The organism is Pseudomonas sp. Cab53 (genome assembly GCF_018325965.1).
Taxonomy (GTDB): domain Bacteria; phylum Pseudomonadota; class Gammaproteobacteria; order Pseudomonadales; family Pseudomonadaceae; genus Aquipseudomonas; species Aquipseudomonas chlororaphis_E.
The window spans coordinates 1,005,749-1,026,232 of sequence record NZ_AP021902.1 but is presented as its reverse complement, the minus strand read 5'-3'; the positions used below and the strand labels follow the sequence as shown (position 1 = coordinate 1,026,232).

The 20,484-nt window shown below is 62.0% G+C and carries 25 protein-coding genes and 1 pseudogene; 11 read left to right on the top strand and 15 right to left on the bottom strand.

Annotated features, from left to right (window positions below; all coding sequences use genetic code 11):
* The first annotated feature begins 8 nt into the window (after window positions 1-8).
* Window positions 9-728 (top strand): DUF4198 domain-containing protein, encoded by a 720-nt coding sequence (locus tag KI241_RS04350; protein WP_042732521.1) that lies wholly within the window; start codon window positions 9-11, stop codon window positions 726-728.
* A 59-nt stretch (window positions 729-787) separates the two neighbouring features.
* Here KI241_RS04350 and hisC read toward each other — a convergent pair whose 3' ends face one another.
* From hisC to KI241_RS04300, 10 genes are all read right to left on the bottom strand, one after another.
* On the bottom strand, window positions 788-1,840 hold the full coding sequence (gene hisC, locus KI241_RS04345; protein ID WP_212803417.1) for a histidinol-phosphate transaminase: 1,053 nt from the start codon (window positions 1,838-1,840) through the stop codon (window positions 788-790).
* Window positions 1,837-3,180 carry a histidinol dehydrogenase gene (gene hisD / locus KI241_RS04340; protein WP_042729871.1) on the bottom strand — a complete coding sequence of 448 codons (1,344 nt, stop codon included), beginning with the start codon at window positions 3,178-3,180 and terminating at the stop codon, window positions 1,837-1,839. Before hisD ends, hisC begins: the two co-directional genes overlap by 4 nt.
* A gap of 122 nt (window positions 3,181-3,302) precedes the next feature.
* Window positions 3,303-3,938, bottom strand: coding sequence for an ATP phosphoribosyltransferase (gene hisG, locus KI241_RS04335; protein ID WP_042729872.1), 636 nt, complete (start codon window positions 3,936-3,938; stop codon window positions 3,303-3,305).
* A 146-nt stretch (window positions 3,939-4,084) separates the two neighbouring features.
* Window positions 4,085-5,350: a UDP-N-acetylglucosamine 1-carboxyvinyltransferase gene (murA, locus tag KI241_RS04330; protein ID WP_042729873.1), complete on the bottom strand. Its 1,266-nt coding sequence runs from the start codon at window positions 5,348-5,350 to the stop codon at window positions 4,085-4,087.
* 22 nt (window positions 5,351-5,372) lie between these two features.
* Window positions 5,373-5,612, bottom strand: a complete 240-nt coding sequence (locus KI241_RS04325; RefSeq protein WP_042729874.1) for a BolA family protein — start codon at window positions 5,610-5,612, stop codon at window positions 5,373-5,375.
* 113 nt (window positions 5,613-5,725) lie between these two features.
* Complete coding sequence (locus tag KI241_RS04320; RefSeq protein ID WP_042729893.1) at window positions 5,726-6,031, bottom strand: STAS domain-containing protein; 306 nt, start codon at window positions 6,029-6,031, stop codon at window positions 5,726-5,728.
* Between the two features lie 8 nt (window positions 6,032-6,039).
* The gene (locus KI241_RS04315) at window positions 6,040-6,693 is read right to left on the bottom strand and encodes an ABC transporter substrate-binding protein (protein ID WP_042729875.1); all 654 of its coding nucleotides are present in this window, start codon (window positions 6,691-6,693) and stop codon (window positions 6,040-6,042) included.
* An 11-nt stretch (window positions 6,694-6,704) separates the two neighbouring features.
* Entirely contained in the window at window positions 6,705-7,172 is a 468-nt protein-coding gene (mlaD, locus tag KI241_RS04310; protein ID WP_042729876.1) for an outer membrane lipid asymmetry maintenance protein MlaD, read from the bottom strand.
* Window positions 7,172-7,969 (bottom strand): lipid asymmetry maintenance ABC transporter permease subunit MlaE, encoded by a 798-nt coding sequence (mlaE, locus tag KI241_RS04305; protein WP_042729877.1) that lies wholly within the window; start codon window positions 7,967-7,969, stop codon window positions 7,172-7,174. The genes mlaD and mlaE overlap by 1 nt, the downstream gene beginning before the upstream one ends.
* A complete protein-coding gene (locus KI241_RS04300) occupies window positions 7,969-8,778 on the bottom strand; it encodes an ATP-binding cassette domain-containing protein (RefSeq protein WP_042729878.1) in 810 nt (269 codons plus the stop codon). Before KI241_RS04300 ends, mlaE begins: the two co-directional genes overlap by 1 nt.
* 277 nt (window positions 8,779-9,055) lie before the next feature.
* Here KI241_RS04300 and KI241_RS04295 point away from each other — a divergent pair, with 277 nt between their 5' ends.
* From KI241_RS04295 to KI241_RS04250, 10 genes are all read left to right on the top strand, one after another.
* Window positions 9,056-10,030 (top strand): KpsF/GutQ family sugar-phosphate isomerase, encoded by a 975-nt coding sequence (locus KI241_RS04295; RefSeq protein ID WP_042729879.1) that lies wholly within the window; start codon window positions 9,056-9,058, stop codon window positions 10,028-10,030.
* Complete coding sequence (locus KI241_RS04290) at window positions 10,031-10,555, top strand: HAD family hydrolase (RefSeq protein WP_042729880.1); 525 nt, start codon at window positions 10,031-10,033, stop codon at window positions 10,553-10,555.
* Between the two features lie 7 nt (window positions 10,556-10,562).
* The gene (lptC, locus tag KI241_RS04285) at window positions 10,563-11,132 is read left to right on the top strand and encodes an LPS export ABC transporter periplasmic protein LptC (RefSeq protein ID WP_042729881.1); all 570 of its coding nucleotides are present in this window, start codon (window positions 10,563-10,565) and stop codon (window positions 11,130-11,132) included.
* Window positions 11,119-11,664 (top strand): lipopolysaccharide transport periplasmic protein LptA, encoded by a 546-nt coding sequence (gene lptA / locus KI241_RS04280; RefSeq protein WP_042729882.1) that lies wholly within the window; start codon window positions 11,119-11,121, stop codon window positions 11,662-11,664. Before lptC ends, lptA begins: the two co-directional genes overlap by 14 nt.
* Window positions 11,664-12,389, top strand: a complete 726-nt coding sequence (lptB, locus tag KI241_RS04275) for an LPS export ABC transporter ATP-binding protein (RefSeq protein ID WP_018614004.1) — start codon at window positions 11,664-11,666, stop codon at window positions 12,387-12,389. The genes lptA and lptB overlap by 1 nt, the downstream gene beginning before the upstream one ends.
* A gap of 164 nt (window positions 12,390-12,553) precedes the next feature.
* Entirely contained in the window at window positions 12,554-14,047 is a 1,494-nt protein-coding gene (locus tag KI241_RS04270) for an RNA polymerase factor sigma-54 (protein ID WP_042729883.1), read from the top strand.
* A 76-nt stretch (window positions 14,048-14,123) separates the two neighbouring features.
* On the top strand, window positions 14,124-14,432 hold the full coding sequence (raiA, locus tag KI241_RS04265) for a ribosome-associated translation inhibitor RaiA (RefSeq protein ID WP_003178005.1): 309 nt from the start codon (window positions 14,124-14,126) through the stop codon (window positions 14,430-14,432).
* 11 nt (window positions 14,433-14,443) lie between these two features.
* Complete coding sequence (ptsN, locus tag KI241_RS04260; protein WP_042729884.1) at window positions 14,444-14,908, top strand: PTS IIA-like nitrogen regulatory protein PtsN; 465 nt, start codon at window positions 14,444-14,446, stop codon at window positions 14,906-14,908.
* A gap of 2 nt (window positions 14,909-14,910) precedes the next feature.
* Window positions 14,911-15,768: an RNase adapter RapZ gene (gene rapZ / locus KI241_RS04255; RefSeq protein WP_042729885.1), complete on the top strand. Its 858-nt coding sequence runs from the start codon at window positions 14,911-14,913 to the stop codon at window positions 15,766-15,768.
* A gap of 15 nt (window positions 15,769-15,783) precedes the next feature.
* On the top strand, window positions 15,784-16,059 hold the full coding sequence (locus KI241_RS04250; protein ID WP_042729886.1) for an HPr family phosphocarrier protein: 276 nt from the start codon (window positions 15,784-15,786) through the stop codon (window positions 16,057-16,059).
* On the opposite strand, the pseudogene KI241_RS04245 reads toward KI241_RS04250, so the two are convergent.
* The 5 genes and pseudogenes from KI241_RS04245 to pmbA form a co-directional block, all read right to left on the bottom strand.
* Window positions 16,038-16,669, bottom strand: a pseudogene (locus tag KI241_RS04245) (superoxide dismutase). The gene KI241_RS04250 and the pseudogene KI241_RS04245 sit on opposite strands and share 22 nt — an antisense overlap.
* A gap of 2 nt (window positions 16,670-16,671) precedes the next feature.
* Entirely contained in the window at window positions 16,672-17,112 is a 441-nt protein-coding gene (locus tag KI241_RS04240; protein WP_042729888.1) for a tetratricopeptide repeat protein, read from the bottom strand.
* A 26-nt stretch (window positions 17,113-17,138) separates the two neighbouring features.
* Window positions 17,139-18,515: a class II fumarate hydratase gene (locus tag KI241_RS04235; RefSeq protein ID WP_042729889.1), complete on the bottom strand. Its 1,377-nt coding sequence runs from the start codon at window positions 18,513-18,515 to the stop codon at window positions 17,139-17,141.
* Window positions 18,508-18,903: a hypothetical protein gene (locus KI241_RS04230; RefSeq protein ID WP_042729890.1), complete on the bottom strand. Its 396-nt coding sequence runs from the start codon at window positions 18,901-18,903 to the stop codon at window positions 18,508-18,510. The genes KI241_RS04235 and KI241_RS04230 overlap by 8 nt, the downstream gene beginning before the upstream one ends.
* A gap of 129 nt (window positions 18,904-19,032) precedes the next feature.
* Complete coding sequence (gene pmbA, locus KI241_RS04225; protein WP_042729891.1) at window positions 19,033-20,379, bottom strand: metalloprotease PmbA; 1,347 nt, start codon at window positions 20,377-20,379, stop codon at window positions 19,033-19,035.
* Between the last annotated feature and the right edge of the window lie 105 nt (window positions 20,380-20,484).

Here is a 20,484-nt window from a genome sequence, read left to right as displayed (position 1 = left end):
ACCCCCGCATGAAACACCCCAAGACAATCGCCCTACTCGGCCTGCTCCTGGCAACACAGGCTTCGGCCCATGGTTTGTGGACCGAACAACGGCGCGGCAACATCGAAGTGGTCTACGGCCATGGCGCCGAGGACAACACGTTCAAGGCCCAGAAAATCAGCGGTGCCTGGGCTTATGACCTCGCCGGCAAAATGATCCCCGTCACGGTGCAACGCCTACCCGACCACGCCCGCCTGCAACCGCTCAAGCCGCCGGCGGTGCTGGCGGTGGCACTGGACAACGGCCCGTGGTCGCAGACGGCCGACCAGCGCTGGGTCAATGAAGGACGCAGCAAAGTACCGGGGGCAATCGCGTCGACCCACACCTTCAAGTACAGCCTGGCCATCTACCAACCGGGGGCAAAGCTGCCGAAGCTGGAGTCGATCAAGTTCCTGATCCGGCCCCAAGTCGATCCGCTGACGGTCGGCCCCGGCCAGTCGCTACCGGTGCAGGTGTGGCTGGATGGGAAACCGGCGGCCGGGGTGAAGCTGGTGGGCGATTACCGCAACGCGCCGAACACCGTATCCACCGAAACAGACGCCGACGGCCGGGCTACGGTACTGGTGCGTAACGAAGGGTTGAATGTCATCGCCGCCCAGATGGAGGTCCCGCTCACGGACGACCAGGACGCTGCCACCCGTGGTGTTTTCACCTCACTGACCTTTCTCGGCGAGCCCCATCACGAATGAGGCCTTGATGTACCCAACCTGTGGGAGCAAGCCTGCTCCCACAAGGCCGACCTGGGGCTTTAGAGTTCGCCCAAGCCGTCGATCAGCGCCTGGTTCTGCTCCGGGGTACCGATGCTGATCCGCAGGAACTGGGCGATCCGCTCCTGCTTGAAGTGCCGCACGATGACGCCCTGCTCCCGCAGTTTGGCCGCCAGACCCGCCGCATCATGCCGAGGGTGGCGAGCGAAGATGAAGTTGGCCGCCGACGGCAGCACTTCAAAACCCTTGGCCTGCAGCTGCGCCACCACCCATTCGCGGTGCTCGATGACCAGGCGGCAGGTCTGCTCGAAATACTCGCGGTCGTCGAACGCCGCTGCGCCGCCGACATTCGCCAGCCGATCCAGCGGGTAGGAGTTGAAGCTGTTCTTGATCCGCTCCAACGCTTCGATCAGGTCCGGATGGCCCACCGCCAGGCCCACCCGCAACCCCGCCAACGAGCGGGACTTGGACAGGGTCTGGGTGACCAGCAGGTTCGGGTAACGGTCCACCAGGCGGATGGCCGTTTCGCCACCGAAGTCGATGTAGGCCTCATCGACCACCACCACCGACGCCGGGTTGGCCTTGAGGATCTGCTCCACCGCGTCCAGTGCCAGCAGGCAGCCAGTCGGGGCGTTCGGGTTTGGGAAGATGATCCCGCCGTTCGGCTTGGCATAGTCCGCCGGGTCGATCCGGAACTGCGCGTCCAGCGGCACCGCGTCGAACGAAATGCCGTACAGCCCGCAGTACACCGGATAGAAGCTGTAGCTGATGTCCGGGAACAGGATCGGCTGGTCGTGCTGCAGCAAGCCGTGAAAGATGTGCGCCAACACTTCGTCCGAACCGTTGCCAAGGAACACCTGGTTCCCCTGTACCCCGTAGTAGCGGGCCACGGCACTCTTCAACTGGTCACTGTTGGGGTCGGGGTACAAGCGCAGGTTGTCGTTCAACTCGGCCTGCATCGCCGCGAGTGCCTTGGGCGACGGCCCGAACGGGTTCTCGTTGGTGTTGAGCTTGACCAGTCGGGTCAGCTTCGGTTGCTCGCCCGGCACGTAGGGCACCAGGTCCTTGACGAACGGGCTCCAGAATTTGCTCATTTCAGTTTCCCCTGCCCTTCACTGGAAAGCTCATCGACAATGCGGTACTCGGCGCTGCGGGCGTGGGCGCTCAGCGATTCGCCACGGGCCAGCACGGAAGCCGTCTTGCCCAGCTCGGACGCACCCTGCTCGGAGCAGAAAATGATCGACGAACGCTTCTGGAAGTCATACACCCCCAGCGGCGACGAGAAGCGTGCGGTACCGGACGTCGGCAGTACGTGGTTGGGCCCTGCGCAGTAGTCGCCCAAGGCTTCGCTGGTGTGGCGGCCCATGAAGATCGCGCCGGCGTGACGGATCTTCGGCAACCAGGCCTGCGGATCAGCGACCGACAACTCCAGGTGTTCCGGAGCGATGCGGTTGGCGACCTCGATGGCCTGCTCCATGTCATCGACCTTGATCAGCGCGCCACGGCCGTTGATCGAGGTGTTGATGATCTCGGCGCGGTCCATGGTCGGCAGCAGCTTGTCGATGCTGGCGGCGACCTTGTCGAGGAACCCGGCGTCGGGGCTGACCAGGATCGCCTGGGCGTCTTCGTCGTGCTCGGCCTGGGAGAACAGGTCCATGGCGATCCAGTCCGGGTCGGTCTGGCCGTCGCACACCACGAGGATCTCCGAAGGACCGGCGATCATGTCGATGCCCACCTGGCCGAACACGTGGCGCTTGGCAGTGGCGACATAGATGTTGCCCGGCCCGACCACCTTGTCGACCCGCGGCACGCTTTCGGTGCCATAGGCCAACGCAGCCACGGCCTGGGCGCCGCCGATGGTGAACACCCGGTCCACCCCGGCGATGCAAGCAGCCGCCAACACCAGCTCGTTGAGTTCACCGCGCGGGGTCGGCACCACCATCACCACTTCGGCCACGCCCGCGACCTTGGCCGGGATGGCGTTCATCAGCACCGACGATGGATAGGACGCCTTGCCACCCGGTACGTACAGGCCGGCACGGTCCAGCGGCGTGACCTTCTGGCCCAGCACCGTGCCATCGGCCTCGGTGTAGGTCCAGGAGTCCTGCTTTTGCCGTTCGTGATAGTCGCGTACCCGGGAGGCGGCTTTTTCCAGGGCTTCGCGCTGGGCCACGGTGATCCGGGTCAGGGCCAGCTCCAGGCGCTCGCGCGGCAGGATCAGGTCAGCCATGGACGCCGCTTGCAGGCCGTCGAACTTCTGGGTGAACTCCACCAACGCGGCATCGCCACGCTCGCGCACCGCCTTGATGATGTCCAGCACCCGCTGGTTGACCGAGTCGTCTGACACACTTTCCCAGCTCAGCAGATGATCCAGATGATGTGCGAAATCCGGATCGGCAGCGTTGAGTCGGCGAATCGAAGTGGGAGCGGTCATAGCGAGGGCCTCATTAATGGCAAATGCTCAGGCGCCCTAAGCTACCAGTCCATTCGCGTGGGCACCTGAGAAAATTGGCTATGACACGGATAGACGGGCGCGACCGAAGTCGCGCAGGTGTATCAGCCGCGGTGTCGCGATTCCACTGCCTTGCGCAGGGTATCGATCAAAGCCTGGATACGGGCGTGCTGCATTTTCATCGAAGCCTTGTTGACGATCAGCCGGGAGCTGATGTCCGCGATGAAATCCTGGGGCTCCAGGCCGTTGGCCCGCAGGGTATTACCGGTGTCGACCACGTCGATGATCTTGTCCGCAAGGCCGATCAGCGGCGCCAGTTCCATTGAACCGTACAGCTTGATGATATCGACCTGGCGCCCTTGCTCGGCGTAATAGCGTTTGGCAATGTTGACGAATTTGGTCGCCACCCGCAGACGCCCCTTGGGCTGCGGCGCGCCGACTTTACCGGCGGTCATCAGCTTGCAACGGGCGATTTGCAGGTCCAGGGGCTCGTACAGGCCCTGGCCGCCGTATTCCATCAGCACGTCCTTGCCGGCAACGCCCAGGTCGGCCGCGCCATGTTCAACGTAGGTTGGCACATCAGTGGCACGCACGATCAGCAAGCGCACGTCGGCCTGAGTCGTGGGGATGATCAGCTTGCGGCTCTTGTCCGGATTCTCGGTCGGCACAATGCCCGCTTCAGCCAGAAGCGGCAGGGTGTCGTCAAGGATACGGCCCTTGGACAGTGCGATGGTCAACATGGAAAGCGTCAGTCCTTATCAAGGTACTCGTGCCCGGACGCAAACGGCGCCGGACACACATCGAGGGTGCAAACACCCTCGATTTGAAACGAATCAAAGGACGCGTCCTTGCGCCCACGGAAAGTGCCTGAGCAGCGCCTTTCCAACTAGCCCGGTACGCGGCGGATCTTGGCGCCGAGCATCTGCAGTTTCTCTTCGATGCACTCGTAGCCACGGTCTATGTGGTAGATGCGGTCGATCAGGGTGTCGCCTTCGGCAATCAGGGCCGAGATCACCAGGCTGGCCGAGGCCCGCAGGTCGGTGGCCATCACTGGCGCGCCCTTGAGCTTCTCGTTGCCGGTGACGATGGCGGTGTTGCCTTCGACCTGGATCTTGGCGCCCATGCGATGCAGCTCGTACACGTGCATGAAACGGTTTTCGAAGATCGTCTCGATCACCGCGCCCGTGCCTTCGGCAATCGCGTTGAGGGAGATGAACTGGGCTTGCATGTCGGTCGGGAACGCCGGGTACGGAGCGGTCCGCACGTTAACGGCCTTTGGCCGCTTGCCGTGCATGTTCACTTCGATCCAGTCTTCGCCACAGGTGACTTCGGCGCCGGCTTCCTTGAGTTTTTCCAAAACCGCTTCGAGGATGGTCGGATCGGTGTCCTTGACCTTGACGCGGCCACCGGTGACGGCAGCAGCCACCAGGTAGGTGCCGGTTTCGATCCGGTCCGGCATCACCTTGTAGGTGGCCGAATGCAAGCGCTCGACGCCGTCGATGGTGATGGTGTCGGTGCCGGCACCGCTGATCTTGGCACCCATGGCGATCAGGAAGTTCGCCAGGTCCACCACTTCAGGCTCGCGCGCGGCGTTCTGCAACACGCTGCGGCCCTTGGCCAACGCCGCGGCCATCATGATGTTCTCGGTCCCGGTCACGCTGACGGTATCGAAGAAGAAATGCGCGCCACGCAGGCCGCCTTCAGGTGCCTTGGCCTTGATGTAGCCGCCTTCGACGTCGATCACCGCGCCCATGGCTTCCAGGCCGCGGATGTGCAGGTCCACCGGACGCGAACCGATGGCGCAACCGCCAGGCAAGGCGACTTCGGCTTCGCCGAAGCGGGCGACCATCGGGCCCAGGACCAGGATCGACGCACGCATGGTCTTGACCAGTTCATACGGTGCGACCAGGGTCTTGATGGTGCGCGGGTCGATCTCGACGGCGAGTTTCTCGTCGATCACCGGCTCGATGCCCATGCGGCCGAACAGCTCGATCATCGTGGTGATGTCGTGCAGGTGCGGCAGGTTGGCCACGGTCACCGGGCCATCGCACAGCAGGGTCGCGGCCAGAATCGGCAGAGCGGAGTTCTTTGCCCCGGAAATACGGATTTCGCCATCAAGACGAACGCCGCCGGTAATAATCAGTTTATCCATAAGAATCTCGACGCCCTTGGGCTCAGGTGCGCTCGGCCCAGGCCGCGCTGCTGAAAAATTTCATAGTGACCGCGTGGATGCTGCCATCGGTGATCCATGGGTTCAAATGGGCATAGACCTGCTGCTGACGCTTCACCGGGCTCAATGCCGCCAGTTCATCGCTGATCACGTTCAACTGAAAGTTGCAGCCTTCGCCTTCAACTTCCACCTGCGTACCTGGCAGTTTTGCTTCAAGGAAGCTCTTAACTTCTACAGCCTGCATGCTCAACCTCAATCGGCGCCCAGTGCGCGCGGGTCGCACATCATACAAAAAAGCCCCGCGCCTGCGAACCCCGCATAGCAGGACTCTGACAGGGGGCTTCTCGCGGATGTGGGTCAGGGGTGCGCCAACAGCTCGGTCAATTCGCTGACCTGGGCTATTTCGCGCATGTCTTCGGGCATCGCGCGGATGCTCCACGTCTTGCCGGCCGCCTTGGCGTCCCGGATGAAGCACAGCAGCAGCGACAAGCCGACACTGCTGGACTTCTGCACCGCCGAGCAGTCAATGACCACTTCGGCGGCACCGGAGGACTTAATCAGCGCCTGGCCCTGCTTGCGCAAGGCCGGGCCGGTGCGATAGTCCAGCACACCACTGAGCATCAGCTCGCCGGCCTGGCCCGGACGAACGGCCGACTCACTCACCGGCTCGATCATTGTTCCTGCTTCTCTTTGGCTTCTTCGGTCACTTCCTTGGCCTTGGCGACTTCGCCAGCCCAACCGTCGATGGTCTTGTCCAGGTTGTTGCCATTGCGCTGCATCGCGTCGGCGAACTGGTCACGGAACAGTTTGCCAATGTTGATGCCGTTGATGATCACGTTGCGCACTTTCCACTCGTCGTTGATCTTCTCGAGCGTGTAGGAAACCGGGTAGACCGCGCCGTTGTTGCCCTTGACCTGCATGTCGACGCTGGTGCGGGTGCCGCTCTCATCCTTCGCCGGCGAGACGGTGATGCCCTGGTTGTTGTACTCGAGCAACGCGTTGCCGTAGAACTGCATCAGGCTGCGCTTGAAGTTTTCCTGGAAGCGGGCCATCTGCGCAGGGGAAGCCTTGCGCGAGTACTTGACGGTCATGATGCTCTTGGAAATGCCGTCGGCGTCCACGACCGGGCCGACGATACCGTTGAGCGCGTCATAGAACGCGCTCGGGTCTTGCTTGTATTTCTCTTTGTTGGCGGCAAGGTCTGCCAGCAACCGGGTGGTGGTGTCCTGGATGATGTCGTGAGCCGAAGGCGCGGCCACGGCGTTGCCCATCAGCGGCAGCGCCGCGAGCAACACCAACAGGCCACGTCGCAAGATAGAGATCATTCAAAAGCTCCTCATTTGGCGTCTTTGCTAACGGTATTGAGCAGGAATTTACCGATCAGGTCTTCGAGCACCAGGGACGACTGCGTATCGTGGATGGTTCCGCCGTCCTTGAGCACGGTTTCTTCCCCGCCTACGCTGAGGCCAATGTACTTCTCGCCCAGCAGCCCAGCCGTGAGGATAGATGCCGTGGTGTCAGTCGGCAGGTTGTCCACGCGCTTTTCCAGCTGCAGCGTCACCCGACCGGTGAAATCCTCTCGGTTCAGATCGATTGCCGTGACCTTGCCGATGGTCACACCGGCCATGGTCACCTTGGCTCTGACAGTCAAACCGGCGATATTGTCGAAATAAGCATAAAGTTTATAAGTGTCGGTGCTTGCCGTCGGCGCCAGCCCACTGACTCGCAGGGCCAGCAGCAGCAAAGCCAGGATGCCAGCCAGCAAGAAAAGGCCGACACCGATTTCCAGGGTGCGGTTTTGCATCAGAAATCTCCAAACATCAAGGCGGTCAGAATAAAGTCAAGGCCCAGGACCGCCAGCGAGGCGTACACCACGGTCTTGGTTGTGGCACGGCTGATCCCCTCTGACGTGGGCTCACAGTCATAGCCTTGAAACACGGCGATCCAGGTCACCACGAAAGCGAATACGGCACTTTTGATCACGCCGTTGAGCACATCGCCGAGGAAGTCGACGCTGTTCTGCATGTTGGACCAGTAGGAACCTTCATAGACCCCCAGCCAGTCGACCGCGACCCAGGAACCGCCCCAGATCCCGACGACGCTGAAGATCATCGCCAGCACCGGCAGGGAAATGAAGCCGGCCCACAGGCGCGGGGCAATGATGTACTTGAGCGGGTCCACGCCGATCATTTCCAGGCTGGACAGTTGCTCGGTGGACTTCATGTTACCGATTTCAGCCGTCAACGCCGAACCGGCACGCCCGGCGAACAGCAGCGCGGTCACCACCGGGCCGAGTTCGCGCAGCAGGGTCAGCGCGACCATCTGCCCGACGGCCTGCTCCGAGCCGTAGCTGGACAGGATGCTGAAGCCTTGCAGGGCCAGCACCATGCCGATGAAGATCCCGGAGACCACGATGATCACCAGGGACATCACGCCCACGGCATGCAATTGCTTGACCAGCAGGCCAAAACCGCCGCCGGTGGAGTTGCGGCCCAGCAAGGCGTGCATCAGGAACAACGAGGAACGGCCCAGCACGGCCACCACGTCGATACCCGATCGGCCAAACAGGCGGATTCTTTCCAGTAATGATTTCTTGCGCATCAGCGCTTCCCCAGCAGATCGGTACGGTAATCCGTGGCCGGAAAATGGAACGCCACCGGGCCGTCCGGATCACCCTTCATGAATTGGCGAATGCGCGGGTTGTCCGAGTCCTTGAGCTCCTGGGGCGTGCCCTGCCCCAGCACCTGGCCATCGCCCACCACGTAGATGTAGTCCGCGATGCTGGCGGTTTCGGCCAGGTCGTGGGACACCACGATACTGGTGATGCCCAGCGCGTCGTTGAGCAGGCGGATCAGGCGCACGAGCACGCCCATGGCGATCGGGTCCTGCCCGACGAAGGGTTCGTCGTACATGAGGATCTTCGGATCGAGGGCAATCGCCCGCGCCAGGGCGACCCGGCGCTTCATGCCGCCGGACAGCTCGTCCGGCATCAGGTCGAGGGCGCCACGCAGCCCGACGGCCTGCAACTTGAGCAGCACGATGTCGCGGATCATCTCTTCCGGCAGGTCGGTATGGACCCGCAGGGGAAAGGCCACGTTCTCGAAAACGTCCAGGTCGGTAAACAATGCACCACTCTGGAACAGCACGCCCATGTGCTTGCGCGCATCGAACAGGTCGCTGCGCGACAACTGGGGAAGATTCTGGCCATTGACCCAGACTTCGCCGGCACTGGGACGCAACTGCGCGCCCATCAGCCGCAGCAACGTGGTCTTGCCGCACCCGGAAGGCCCCATGATGCCGGTCACCTTGCCGCGTGGAATGCGAATATCGATGTCATTGAAAATGCTGCGCGTCCCTCGCTTGAAGGACAGCCCCTTCAGCTCGACCGCGTAAGCGTTGTCGGCACTCATCTAAACTCCTTGCGATGCAGCCTCACATTCGAATGCCCCGGCCTGCCGACAAACGCCGGTACCGCCGGGCACCCGAACCGGCGGCGAACTATATCACTGCAACACCCTTGCGCCCAAGGCCCAAGCCTGGGGCCAGTCGGCCTGGATCCACGGATAAAGACCACACTTTGTGTCAGGCCGGGCGACCCATTCACACAAAGCATGACGAACTTACGTGAGGGAATTGTTCATTGCCGCTATAATCGCCGCCTTTTCATCGGGCTATACGATTTCTGACATGAGCCAATCCAGCGACCTGATTCAATCGGCACAACGTACCATCCGCCTCGAGCTCGAAGCCGTACAAGGCTTGCTGCCCCATATCGACGCTGATTTCGTACGCGCCTGCGAGATGATTCTGGCCAGCAAGGGCCGCGTGGTCGTGGTCGGCATGGGCAAGTCCGGGCACATCGGCAACAAGATTGCCGCCACGCTGGCCAGCACCGGCACCACGGCATTTTTCGTTCACCCGGCCGAAGCCAGCCACGGCGACATGGGCATGATCACCCGGGATGACGTCATCCTCGCCCTGTCCAACTCCGGCTCCACCAATGAAATCGTCACGCTGCTGCCGTTGATCAAGCGCCTGGGCATCCAGTTGATCAGCCTCACCGGCAACCCCGACTCGCCCCTGGCCAAGGCCGCCGACGTGAACCTTAACGTGCATGTCGAGCACGAAGCCTGCCCGCTGAACCTGGCACCGACCTCATCCACCACCGCCGCGCTGGTCATGGGCGATGCCCTGGCCGTGGCCCTGCTGGAAGCCCGGGGTTTCACCGCCGAAGACTTCGCCTTCTCCCACCCCGGCGGCGCCCTCGGCCGTCGCCTGCTGCTGAAGGTCGACGACGTGATGCACGCCGGCCAGGAGTTGCCGCAGGTGCAGCGCGGCACCTTGCTCAAGGATGCCCTGATGGAGATGACCCGCAAGGGCCTGGGCATGACGGTGGTCCTGGAAGCCGACGGCAAGCTGGCCGGGATCTTCACCGACGGCGACCTGCGCCGCACCCTGGACCGCACCATCGACATCCACAGCGCCACCATCGACCAGGTGATGACGCCCCACGGCAAGACCGCCCGCGCCGAGATGCTCGCCGCCGAGGCCCTGAAGATCATGGAAGACCACAAGATCAACGCCCTGGTGGTCGTCGACGACGAAGACCGTCCGGTGGGCGCCCTGAACATGCACGATCTGCTGCGTGCGGGAGTCATGTAAATGAGCACAGACCTGTTGCAACGCGGCAAGGCCATCAAGCTGGCGGTATTCGATGTGGACGGCGTACTGACCGACGGTCGCCTGTATTTCCTCGAGGACGGCAGCGAGTTCAAGACCTTCAACACCCTCGACGGCCAGGGCATCAAGATGCTGATGGCCGCCGGCGTGCAGACCGCGATCATCAGCGGCCGCAAGACCCCGGTGGTCGAACGGCGCGCCAAGAACCTCGGCATCCCGCACCTTTACCAGGGGCGCGAGGACAAACTCGTCGTCCTCGACGAACTTCTGGGCCAACTCAACCTAAGCTATGAACAGGTGGCCTACCTCGGTGACGACCTGCCGGACCTGCCGGTGATCCGCCGCGTCGGCCTTGGCATGGCCGTGGCCAATGCGGCCGGCTTCGTACGCGAGCACGCCCACGGTGTGACCACGGCGCGCGGCGGCGAAGGCGCGGCCCGCGAATTCTGTGAACTGATCCTGCGCGCCCAGGGCCGCCTCGAAGCGGCCAACGCCGCGTACCTGTGAGCCAATTATGCTGAGCAAGAAGATTCGCACCATCGTGGTGTTTGCCTGTATCGCGGCGATTTTCGCGGCGGTGGGCTACTGGAACATCAGCCCGGAACGGTTTCTCGACCAGCCCGCGCCGGTGGTCGAGGAAAAGATCGACTGGTATGCGACCAACACCCACACCCTGCAATACCTGCCCGACGGAAAAGTGCAGTACGAAATGACAGCCGACAAGGTCGACCACGTCAAGGCAACCGACATTACGCTGGTCACCACGCCGGACCTGAACATGTTTCGCGGCACCGAGTTTCCGTGGCACGTGCAGAGCAAGCGCGCCGAAGTCAATTCCGGCGGCACCGAAGTGGAGTTGATCGACTCGGTGCGCGTGGCCCGGACCGACGAGAAGAACCGCACGACCATCATCACCAGCACACGCATGACGGTGTTCCCGCAGCAACAATATGCGCAGACCGAGCAACCCGTTAGAATCGACGGCGCCGGGGGTGTATCGACCGGCACGGGAATGAAGGCGTATTTGAAGGAAAGCAGGATACACCTGCTATCGAACGTAAGAGGACAGTATGAAGCTCGCTAAAACCCTCCCTATTTTGCTCAGTCTGGGCGCAGCACTGGGAAGCGCGAGCGCCTGGGCTCTTCCCAACGACCGCGACCAGCCTATCCGCATCCAGGCCGACGACGCCCAATTGGACGACAAGAACGGCGTAGCCACCTACAAGGGCGATGTGATCATCACCCAGGGCTCGATGAAAGTGACCGGCAACACCGTGACCATCACGCGCACCCAGTCCGGCGACATCGACGTGGTGACCTCGGTCGGCAACCTGGCCTACTTCGAGCAGTTGCAGACCGCCGGCGACACCAAGCCTGTGCAGGGCTATGGCGTGACCATCCAGTACCACGCCTCCCAGGACCGCGTCGTTCTGATCGACCGCGCCAAGGTCGTCGACAAGGACAACAACGTCACCCAGGGTGAGAAGATCGTCTACGACACCAACAAGAAACTGGCCAGCGCCGGTCGCGCCACCGGCAGCAAGGTGACCGAGCAGCGCCCACGGATCGACATGGTGATCCAGCCTAAAAAGAAAACCGACCAGAAGGCCCAGTAATGGCAACTCTGAAAGCTCAGCACTTGGCCAAGAGCTACAAGAGCCGTCAAGTCGTGCGTGATGTCAGCCTGTCCATCGACAGCGGCCAGATCGTCGGCCTGCTCGGCCCCAACGGCGCGGGCAAGACCACCTGCTTCTACATGATCGTCGGCCTGGTCCAGGCCGACCAGGGTCGCGTACTGATCGACGACCTGGATGTCAGCCACCAGCCGATGCACGGCCGGGCCAAGGCCGGTATCGGCTACTTGCCGCAAGAAGCGTCGATCTTCCGCAAGCTGTCGGTCGCCGACAACATCATGGCGATCCTCGAGACCCGCAAGGAACTCGACAAGGCCGGTCGTCGCCAGGAACTGGAAAGCCTGCTGCAGGAATTCCATATCAGCCACATTCGCGACAACCTGGGCATGAGCCTGTCCGGTGGTGAACGGCGCCGGGTGGAAATCGCCCGGGCCCTGGCCACCGCACCGAAGTTCATCCTGCTCGACGAACCCTTCGCCGGCGTGGACCCGATCTCGGTGGGCGACATCAAGCAGATCATCCACCACCTCAAGGCCAAGGGCATCGGCGTGCTCATCACCGACCACAACGTGCGCGAGACCCTGGATATCTGCGAGACCGCCTATATCGTCAATGACGGCCAGTTGATCGCCGAAGGCGACTCCGCCGCCATCCTGGCCAACGACCTGGTCAAGGAAGTGTACCTGGGCCATGAGTTCCGCCTGTAAGCACGAGTGTCTGGCGAATCGCCGCGGGCATTGCTGATTTTATTATGGTGATGCCCTAGGCAAACACTTCAGTTTCAGGCATATAATTTGCTTAAGTTTGGCGCTTCGGCGCCCTGTAGTGGATGGCGCATGTGCGCCGGCGAATAAGGTGTTAAGCCCCTGCCATGAAACCATCGCTAGTCTTGAGAATGGGCCAGCAGCTGACGATGACGCCGCAGCTGCAACAGGCCATCCGCCTGCTCCAATTGTCGACCCTGGACCTGCAACAGGAAATCCAAGAGGCTCTGGAGTCCAATCCGATGCTCGAACGCCAGGAAGAAGGCGACGACTTCGACAACACCGACCCGCTGGCCGACAACGTCGAGCAGAAGACCAACACCGAGATCCCCGAACCGTCCTACCAGGAAGCCGCCCCGACGGTGGACAACCTCGAGGACGGCGAATGGAACGAACGCATTCCCAACGACCTGCCCGTGGACACGGCCTGGGAAGACGTCTACCAGACCAGCGCCAGCAGCCTGCCGAGCAGCGATGACGACGAGTGGGACTTCACCACCCGCACCTCCGCCGGCGAAAGCCTGCAAAGCCACTTGCTGTGGCAGTTGAACCTGGCGCCGATGTCCGACACCGATCGCCTGATCGCCGTCACCCTGATCGACTGCATCAACAACCAGGGCTACCTGGACGAGACCCTGGAAGAAATCCTGGAAGCCTTCGACCCCGAGCTCGACATCGAGCTGGACGAGATCGAGGCCGTTCTCCACCGGATCCAACAGTTCGAGCCGGCCGGCATCGGCGCCCGCAACCTGGGCGAATGCCTGCTGCTGCAACTGCGCCAGTTGCCGGCCAAGACACCCTGGCTGACCGAAGCCAAGCGACTGGTCACCGACTACATCGACCTGCTGGGCGGCCGCGACTACAGCCAGTTGATGCGCCGCATGAAGCTCAAGGAAGACGAACTGCGCCAGGTCATCGAACTGGTGCAGAGCCTCAACCCGCGCCCCGGCTCGCAGATCGAATCCACCGAACCCGAATACGTGGTGCCCGACGTCATCGTGCGCAAGCACAACGATCGCTGGCTGGTCGAGCTGAACCAGGAGTCGGTGCCCAAGCTGCGGGTCAACGCCCAGTACGCCGGCTTCGTCAGGCGCGCCGACACCAGCGCCGACAACACCTTCATGCGCAACCAGTTGCAGGAAGCGCGCTGGTTCATCAAGAGCCTGCAGAGTCGCAACGAAACCCTGATGAAAGTGGCCACCCAGATCGTCGAGCATCAGCGCGGCTTCCTGGAGTACGGCGACGAAGCGATGAAACCGTTGGTCCTGCATGACATTGCCGAGGCAGTGGGCATGCACGAGTCGACGATTTCCCGGGTAACCACCCAGAAATTCATGCATACCCCACGGGGCATCTATGAATTGAAATACTTTTTCTCCAGCCATGTCAGCACCTCCGAAGGCGGCGAATGCTCGTCCACGGCCATCCGCGCAATCATCAAGAAACTGGTGGCTGCGGAAAATCAGAAAAAGCCGTTGAGTGACAGCAAGATCGCTGGTTTACTGGAGGCACAAGGCATTCAGGTGGCCCGCCGTACCGTCGCCAAGTACCGCGAATCCCTCGGGATCGCACCTTCGAGCGAACGCAAGCGGTTGATGTAACAGGCCACGCCACAGCGTTCCAGTGGCAGGCATTTCTGCCTGCCGCTTTATGCACTGGCAACGAAGGAGAAGCTGTATGCAAGTCAACATCAGTGGACACCAACTGGAAGTGACCGAACCCCTGCGCACCTATATCGGCGAAAAACTCGACCGATTGGAAAGGCATTTCGACAAGATCACCAATGTGCAAGTCACGATGAACGTCGAGAAGCTGCTGCAGAAAATCGAAGCCACGTTGCATATTCCCGGCGGAGAGGTGGTTGCCAATGCGGAGCACACAGACATGTATGCCGCGATTGACCTGCTGACCGACAAGCTGGATCGCCAACTCAAAAAGCATAAGGAAAAGACCCAGAGCCTCCTCCAGGGCGCTACCGGTCGTTAACCCCCCAATCCATGATCCGACTAGAAACCATCCTGACCCCCGGCCGTTCCCTGGTGAACGCGCCGGGCGGCAGTAAAAAGAAAGCCCTCGAACAAATCGCCAACCTGATCCACCGCGAAGTGCCGGATCTGGAAATGCAGGACGTCTTCGAGGCCCTCGTTGCCCGTGAAAAACTCGGCTCCACCGGTTTTGGCAACGGCATCGCCATTCCTCACTGCCGCCTCAAGGGATGCACCTCGCCCATCAGCGCGTTGCTGCACCTTGAAGCCGCCATCGATTTCGACGCCATTGACGGCGCACCGGTCGACCTGCTGTTCGTACTGCTGGTCCCGGAAGCGGCGACCGATGCGCATCTTGAGCTGCTGCGCCAGATCGCCAGCATGCTGGACCGCAAGGAAGTGCGCGAAAAATTGCGCAGCGCACCGACTAACCAAGCCTTGTATCAGGTTGTCCTGGACGAGCAGAACGGTCATTAAACATGCGCATGATCATCGTCAGTGGTCGCTCCGGCTCCGGTAAAAGCACGGCCCTCAATGTGCTTGAGGACAGCGGCTACTACTGCATAGACAACCTGCCCGCCGGCTTGCTGCCGGAGCTGGCCGAGCGCGCGATGATCCATACCGAGCTGGCGCAGCCTTTGGTGGCGGTGTCCATCGACGCGCGCAACCTGCCTAGCCACCTGTCGCGTTTCCCGGCCCTGCTCGAGGAAGTGCGCAGCCGGCACATCCAGTGCGATGTCTTGTACCTGGATGCTGATGAAGAAACACTGCTCAAGCGGTTTTCCGAAACCCGCCGGCGCCACCCGCTGAGCAACGCCAATCGCTCCCTGGCCGAAGCCATCGAGGATGAGAGCCAACTGCTGGGGCCGATTGCCGACCTGGCGGACCTGAAGGTCAATACCACGAACCTGAACCTGTATCAGCTGCGCGACACCATCAAGTTGCGCCTGCTGAACCAGCCGGAGCCAGGTACGGCGTTCCTGGTGGAGTCGTTCGGGTTCAAACGTGGCATGCCCGTGGACGCCGACCTGGTGTTCGACGTGCGCTGCCTGCCCAACCCTTATTGGAAACCGGAGTTGCGCGAGCAGTCCGGGCTCGACCAACCGGTAATCGACTACCTGGCCGCACAGCCGGATGTCGAAGAGATGTACCAGGATATTTCCAGCTACCTGCTCAAGTGGCTGCCCCGCTTTGCCGCCAGCAACCGTGCCTACGTCACGATTGCCATTGGCTGCACGGGCGGCCATCACCGCTCCGTCTACCTGACCGAACGCCTGGGTCAGCTCCTGCAACAATCCCTGAAGAATGTCCAGGTTCGCCACCGCGACCTCAGTTAAAGGATTCACATCGCGATGCCTGCTCAGGAAATAGAAATCATCAACAAGCTGGGGCTGCACGCCCGGGCTTCAGCCAAATTCGTTGGCGTGGCAGGCCGGTTCAAGGACACGACTATCCGCGTCGGTCGGACGCCTGAAACCATGATCGACGGCAAGAGCATCATGGCCATGATGATGCTCGCTGCCGGCAAGGGCACCAAGATCCACCTGGCCACCGAAGGCGAAGAGGCGCAGGAAGCGATGGATGCCCTGGTGGCCTTGATCAACAACTATTTCGACGAAGGCGAATAAGCGCCTAGCGCGGCCTCGTAGCGCCGCGCCACTTCTGGCCAGTTGATCACGTTGTAGAACGCGCTGATGTATTCGGGCCGACGGTTCTGGTAGCGCAGGTAGTAGGCGTGCTCCCACACGTCCAGCCCCAGGATCGGCGTATTGCCATTCATCAGCGGGCTGTCCTGGTTGCCGCTGCTTTCCACCACCAGGGTATTTTGCAGTGTCACGCTCAGCCAGGCCCAGCCACTGCCGAAGCGGGTGAGCGCGGCCTTGGTGAAGGCTTCCTTGAAACGCTCCAGGCCACCCAGTTGCGTTTCGATCGCTTCGGCCAAGGCGCCTTCCGGCCGCCCTCCCCCTGGGAACTCATCACCTCCCAGAACAACGAATGGTTGGCATGGCCACCGCCCTGGTTGATCACAGCGGCTTTCAGGTCCTGGGGCAATTGCGCCACACTGGAAACCAGTTTCTCGACGGGCCAGCTGGCGTATTCGGTGCCCTCTACCGCAGCGTTGAGGTTGTTGATGTAGGTCTGGTGATGCTTGGTGTAGTGGATTTCCATGGTCTGCGCATCGATGTGCGGCTCCAGGGCGTCGTAGGCGTAGGGCAATGCAGGCAAGGTAAAAGCCATTTTCAATGAACTCCGTAATGAACCGGGGCATTGCACGGCCGCGATGAGGCGGCATCGCAGTGCAGCAGGCGTTGGGTGCGAGGGTATTCGCCGTGCTCGCTGATGAAATTCAGCAGTTCGACGTAGGTCTTGTGGCTCTGGCGCAGCGCCGCTGCACGCAGGGCCGGTGCCAGGCGTTCGTCCTGCATGGTTTGCAACAGGCGTTGGTGAATGGCGCACAGGTACTCGACGCTCTCCTCCGGCTGGTTCAGGCACAAGTGCAGGTCCGCCAGGTTGTGATGGGAAACGACACAGGCAGCCACGGCTTCATCGGCGTCCGGCCAGCGCTCGAACAACACCTGGGCCAAGGCCAGTGCCTGCAGATAGGCTTCCCGGGCATCCACCCACTCGCCCAGCCTGAACCAGCGATTGGCGCGTTCGATCGTTCGTTTCCAGTGTTCCATGATCAATCCTCCACAGGTGTGTCGGGTTAAACGCCGCCAGCGGTGAGCTTCTCGGGGTCCAGCAGAACCTCGAGTTCGCTACGGCTCAGATGGGTGTATTCCAGGGCGACATCGATGACCGGGCGGCCTTGCCGGTAGGCCGTCTTGGCGATTTCAGCGGCCTTCTGGTAACCGATGATCGGGTTCAAGGCGGTAACCAGGATCGGATTGCGCGACAACGCATCCTTGAGCCGGGCTTCGTTGACCTTGAACGTGGCGATGGCCTTGTCCGCCAGCAAACGGCTGGCGGTGGACATCAGGGCAATGCTGCTCAACAGGTTCTGGGCGATGATCGGCAACATCACGTTCAGTTCGAAATTACCGGACTGACCGGCGACGGTGATCACCGTGTCGTTGCCGATGACCTGGGCTGCCACCATCGCCGTGGCTTCGGGGATCACCGGGTTGACCTTGCCGGGCATGATCGACGAGCCCGGCTGCAGGCCTTCGAGCTCGATCTCGCCCAGGCCAGCCAACGGCCCGGAATTCATCCAGCGCAGGTCGTTGGCGATTTTCATCAGCGACACCGCGGTGGTCTTGAGCTGGCCGGACACTGCCACGGCAGTGTCCTGGGAACCGATCAGCGCGAACAGGTGCTTGCCTGGAGTGAATTGCACCCCGGTCAATTGCGTCAGTTGCTGGCTGAACAGCTCGGCGAAACGCGGATGGGCATTGACCCCGGTGCCCACCGCCGTACCGCCCTGGGCCAGCGCTTGCAGGCTCGGCAGCAAGTCCTGCAGGTGACCGATGTTGGCCTTGAGTTGCTGCGCCCAACCCTCGAGCACCTGGCTCAAGCGCACCGGCATGGCATCCATCAGGTGGGTACGGCCGGTCTTGATGAACGGGTGGACCTGCACGGCCTTGTGCTCGATCACCTGCACCAGGTGCAGCAACGCCGGCAGCAATTGTTCGTGCAGGGCCAGCGCGGCGCTGACATGAATGCTGGTGGGAATGATGTCGTTGCTGCTCTGGCCGCAATTGACGTGGTCGTTGGGGTTGATCGGCTCGCCCAGCAACCGGCTGGCGAGGGTAGCGAGCACTTCGTTGGCGTTCATGTTGGAGCTGGTGCCGGAGCCGGTCTGGAAGATGTCCACCGGGAAATGCGCCATAAAGTCGTCTTCGAGCAAACCCTGGGCGGCCTCCACGATCGCCTTGCCCTGGGCCGCGCTGATCTGCCCCAGCTCGACATTGGCCCGGGCGGCGGCGGCCTTGGCCAGGATCAGCGCGCGAATGAATTGCGCGGGCATACGCTGGCCGCTGATGGGGAAGTTATCCACCGCACGCTGGGTTTGCGCACCGTAGAGGGCCGCCTCCGGGACCTGAAGCTCGCCCATGCTGTCGCGTTCGATACGGGTATTACTCATCGGAAGATCCTTGCACCAGTTCAATAAGAGGGATCGACGGCTCCAGGGCGCAGGTCGCCAGCGCCCAGGCATGCGCCTGCCAACGCTTCAGGCGGCAGCCGCACAGGGATTGTCGTTCGAGGTCACGCAGGGGGCGCCACGCCTGGTCGAGGCAGAGGGTTCGCCAGTGCCAGGGCAACGCGACATCCGAAGCGGTGTCGAGCAGCAGGCGGAATGCGGTTTCGCCAATCATCCACGGCGAAGTGACGGTGCAGCAGGCCAGGTAACGACCTTCGGCCAGGTAGTGCTCGATGAGCCGCGGCTCGTCCGGGTCCATTGCGCAACGGATCTGGCGACTCATCCAGCGCCAGCTTTCGAGGTAGGGTGGCTCGTGCAGTGCAGAACTCATGACCGGGCTCATTCGGAAAATGAGATTCATTATTAAATGATAATCAAACTCAACACAAGAGAAGTCCACGGACATAAAAAAAGCGCGTCCCCCCGTCAGGGAGAACGCGCCTTTTCATTGCGTTGGCGATCAGCTGCCCGCCACCATCATTCGTTCGATCAGCACCGAACCGGTGCGGATATTACTGCGCAGCTCCAAATCATTACCCACGGCGACAATCTGCTTGAACATGTCACGCAGGTTGCCGGCAATGGTCACCTCCTGGACCGGGAACTGGATCTCGCCGTTCTCGACCCAGAAACCCGCCGCGCCGCGCGAGTAATCACCGGTCACCATGTTCAGGCCATGGCCCATCAGTTCGGTCACCAGCAAGCCGCGGCCCATCCGCCGCAGCAACGCCGCCTGGTCTTCCTCGCCATGGGTCACGAACAGGTTGTGCACGCCACCCGCGTTGGCGGTGCTTGGCATGCCGAGCTTGCGGCCCGAATAGGTGCCGAGGATGTAGGACACCAGTTCACCGTTCTCCACGAACGGCTTGGCATAGGTCGCCAGGCCATCGCCGTCGAACGCGGAACTGCCCATGGCCTGCATCAGGTGTGGGCGTTCATCGATGGTCATCCATTCCGGGAACAGTTTCTGGCCCAGGGCGCCCTCGAGGAACGACGACTTGCGGTACAGGTTGCCGCCGGACACCGCCGACAGGAAGCTGCCGAACAGCCCACCGGCCAGCTCGGCGGAAAACAGCACCGGCACTTCGCAGGTGGGGACCGGCCGTGCGCCGAGACGGCTGGCCGCCCGCTGCGCGGCTTTCTGGCCGATGCTCAGCGGGTCCGCCAGCAATGTGCCTTGGCGGTTCACGTCGTACCAGTAATCGCGCTGCATCTGGCCGTTCGCCTCGGCGATCATGACGCAACTGAGGCTGTGGCGCGTCGAAGCATAGCCGCCGATGAAGCCGTGGCTGTTGCCATAGACCCGGCACCCCTGGTGGGTATTGAGCGTCGTGCCGTCGGCATTCTTGATTCGCGCGTCGGCATCGAACGCCGCCGCTTCGCAGCGCAGCGCCTGCTCGATGGCTTGTTCGGGCGTGATGTCCCAGGCGTGGAACAGGTCAAAGTCGCGCGCCTCCTTGCACATCAGCGCGGCGTCGGCCAGCCCCGAGGCTTCGTCTTCGGACGTGTGCTTGGCAATCGCCAGTGCAGCGGCGACGGTTTCGCGAATGGCGTCCGGGCCGCTGGCCGAGGTGCTGGCCGAACCCTTGCGCTGGCCGACGTACAACGTGATGCCAAAACCCTGGTCGCGATTGAACTCGACGGTTTCTACCTCGCGCTGGCGTACCGACGTCGACAAGCCCTGCTCCAGCGACACCGCCACTTCACACGCGCTGGCACCCTGGCGCTTGGCCTCGGCGAGGATCTGCTCGACCTGCTCCTGCAGTGCCGGCAATGCTTGCGGGCCGACGCTCTGAACTGCACTCATTGGTTTTCTCCATCAAATTCGGCTTTCGGTTAGGCCTTCGAGCGACCGGGCCGGACAAGCGGCCCCGACTGGTTATCATGGCGGCGTTTCTTTGCGGACTGCCAC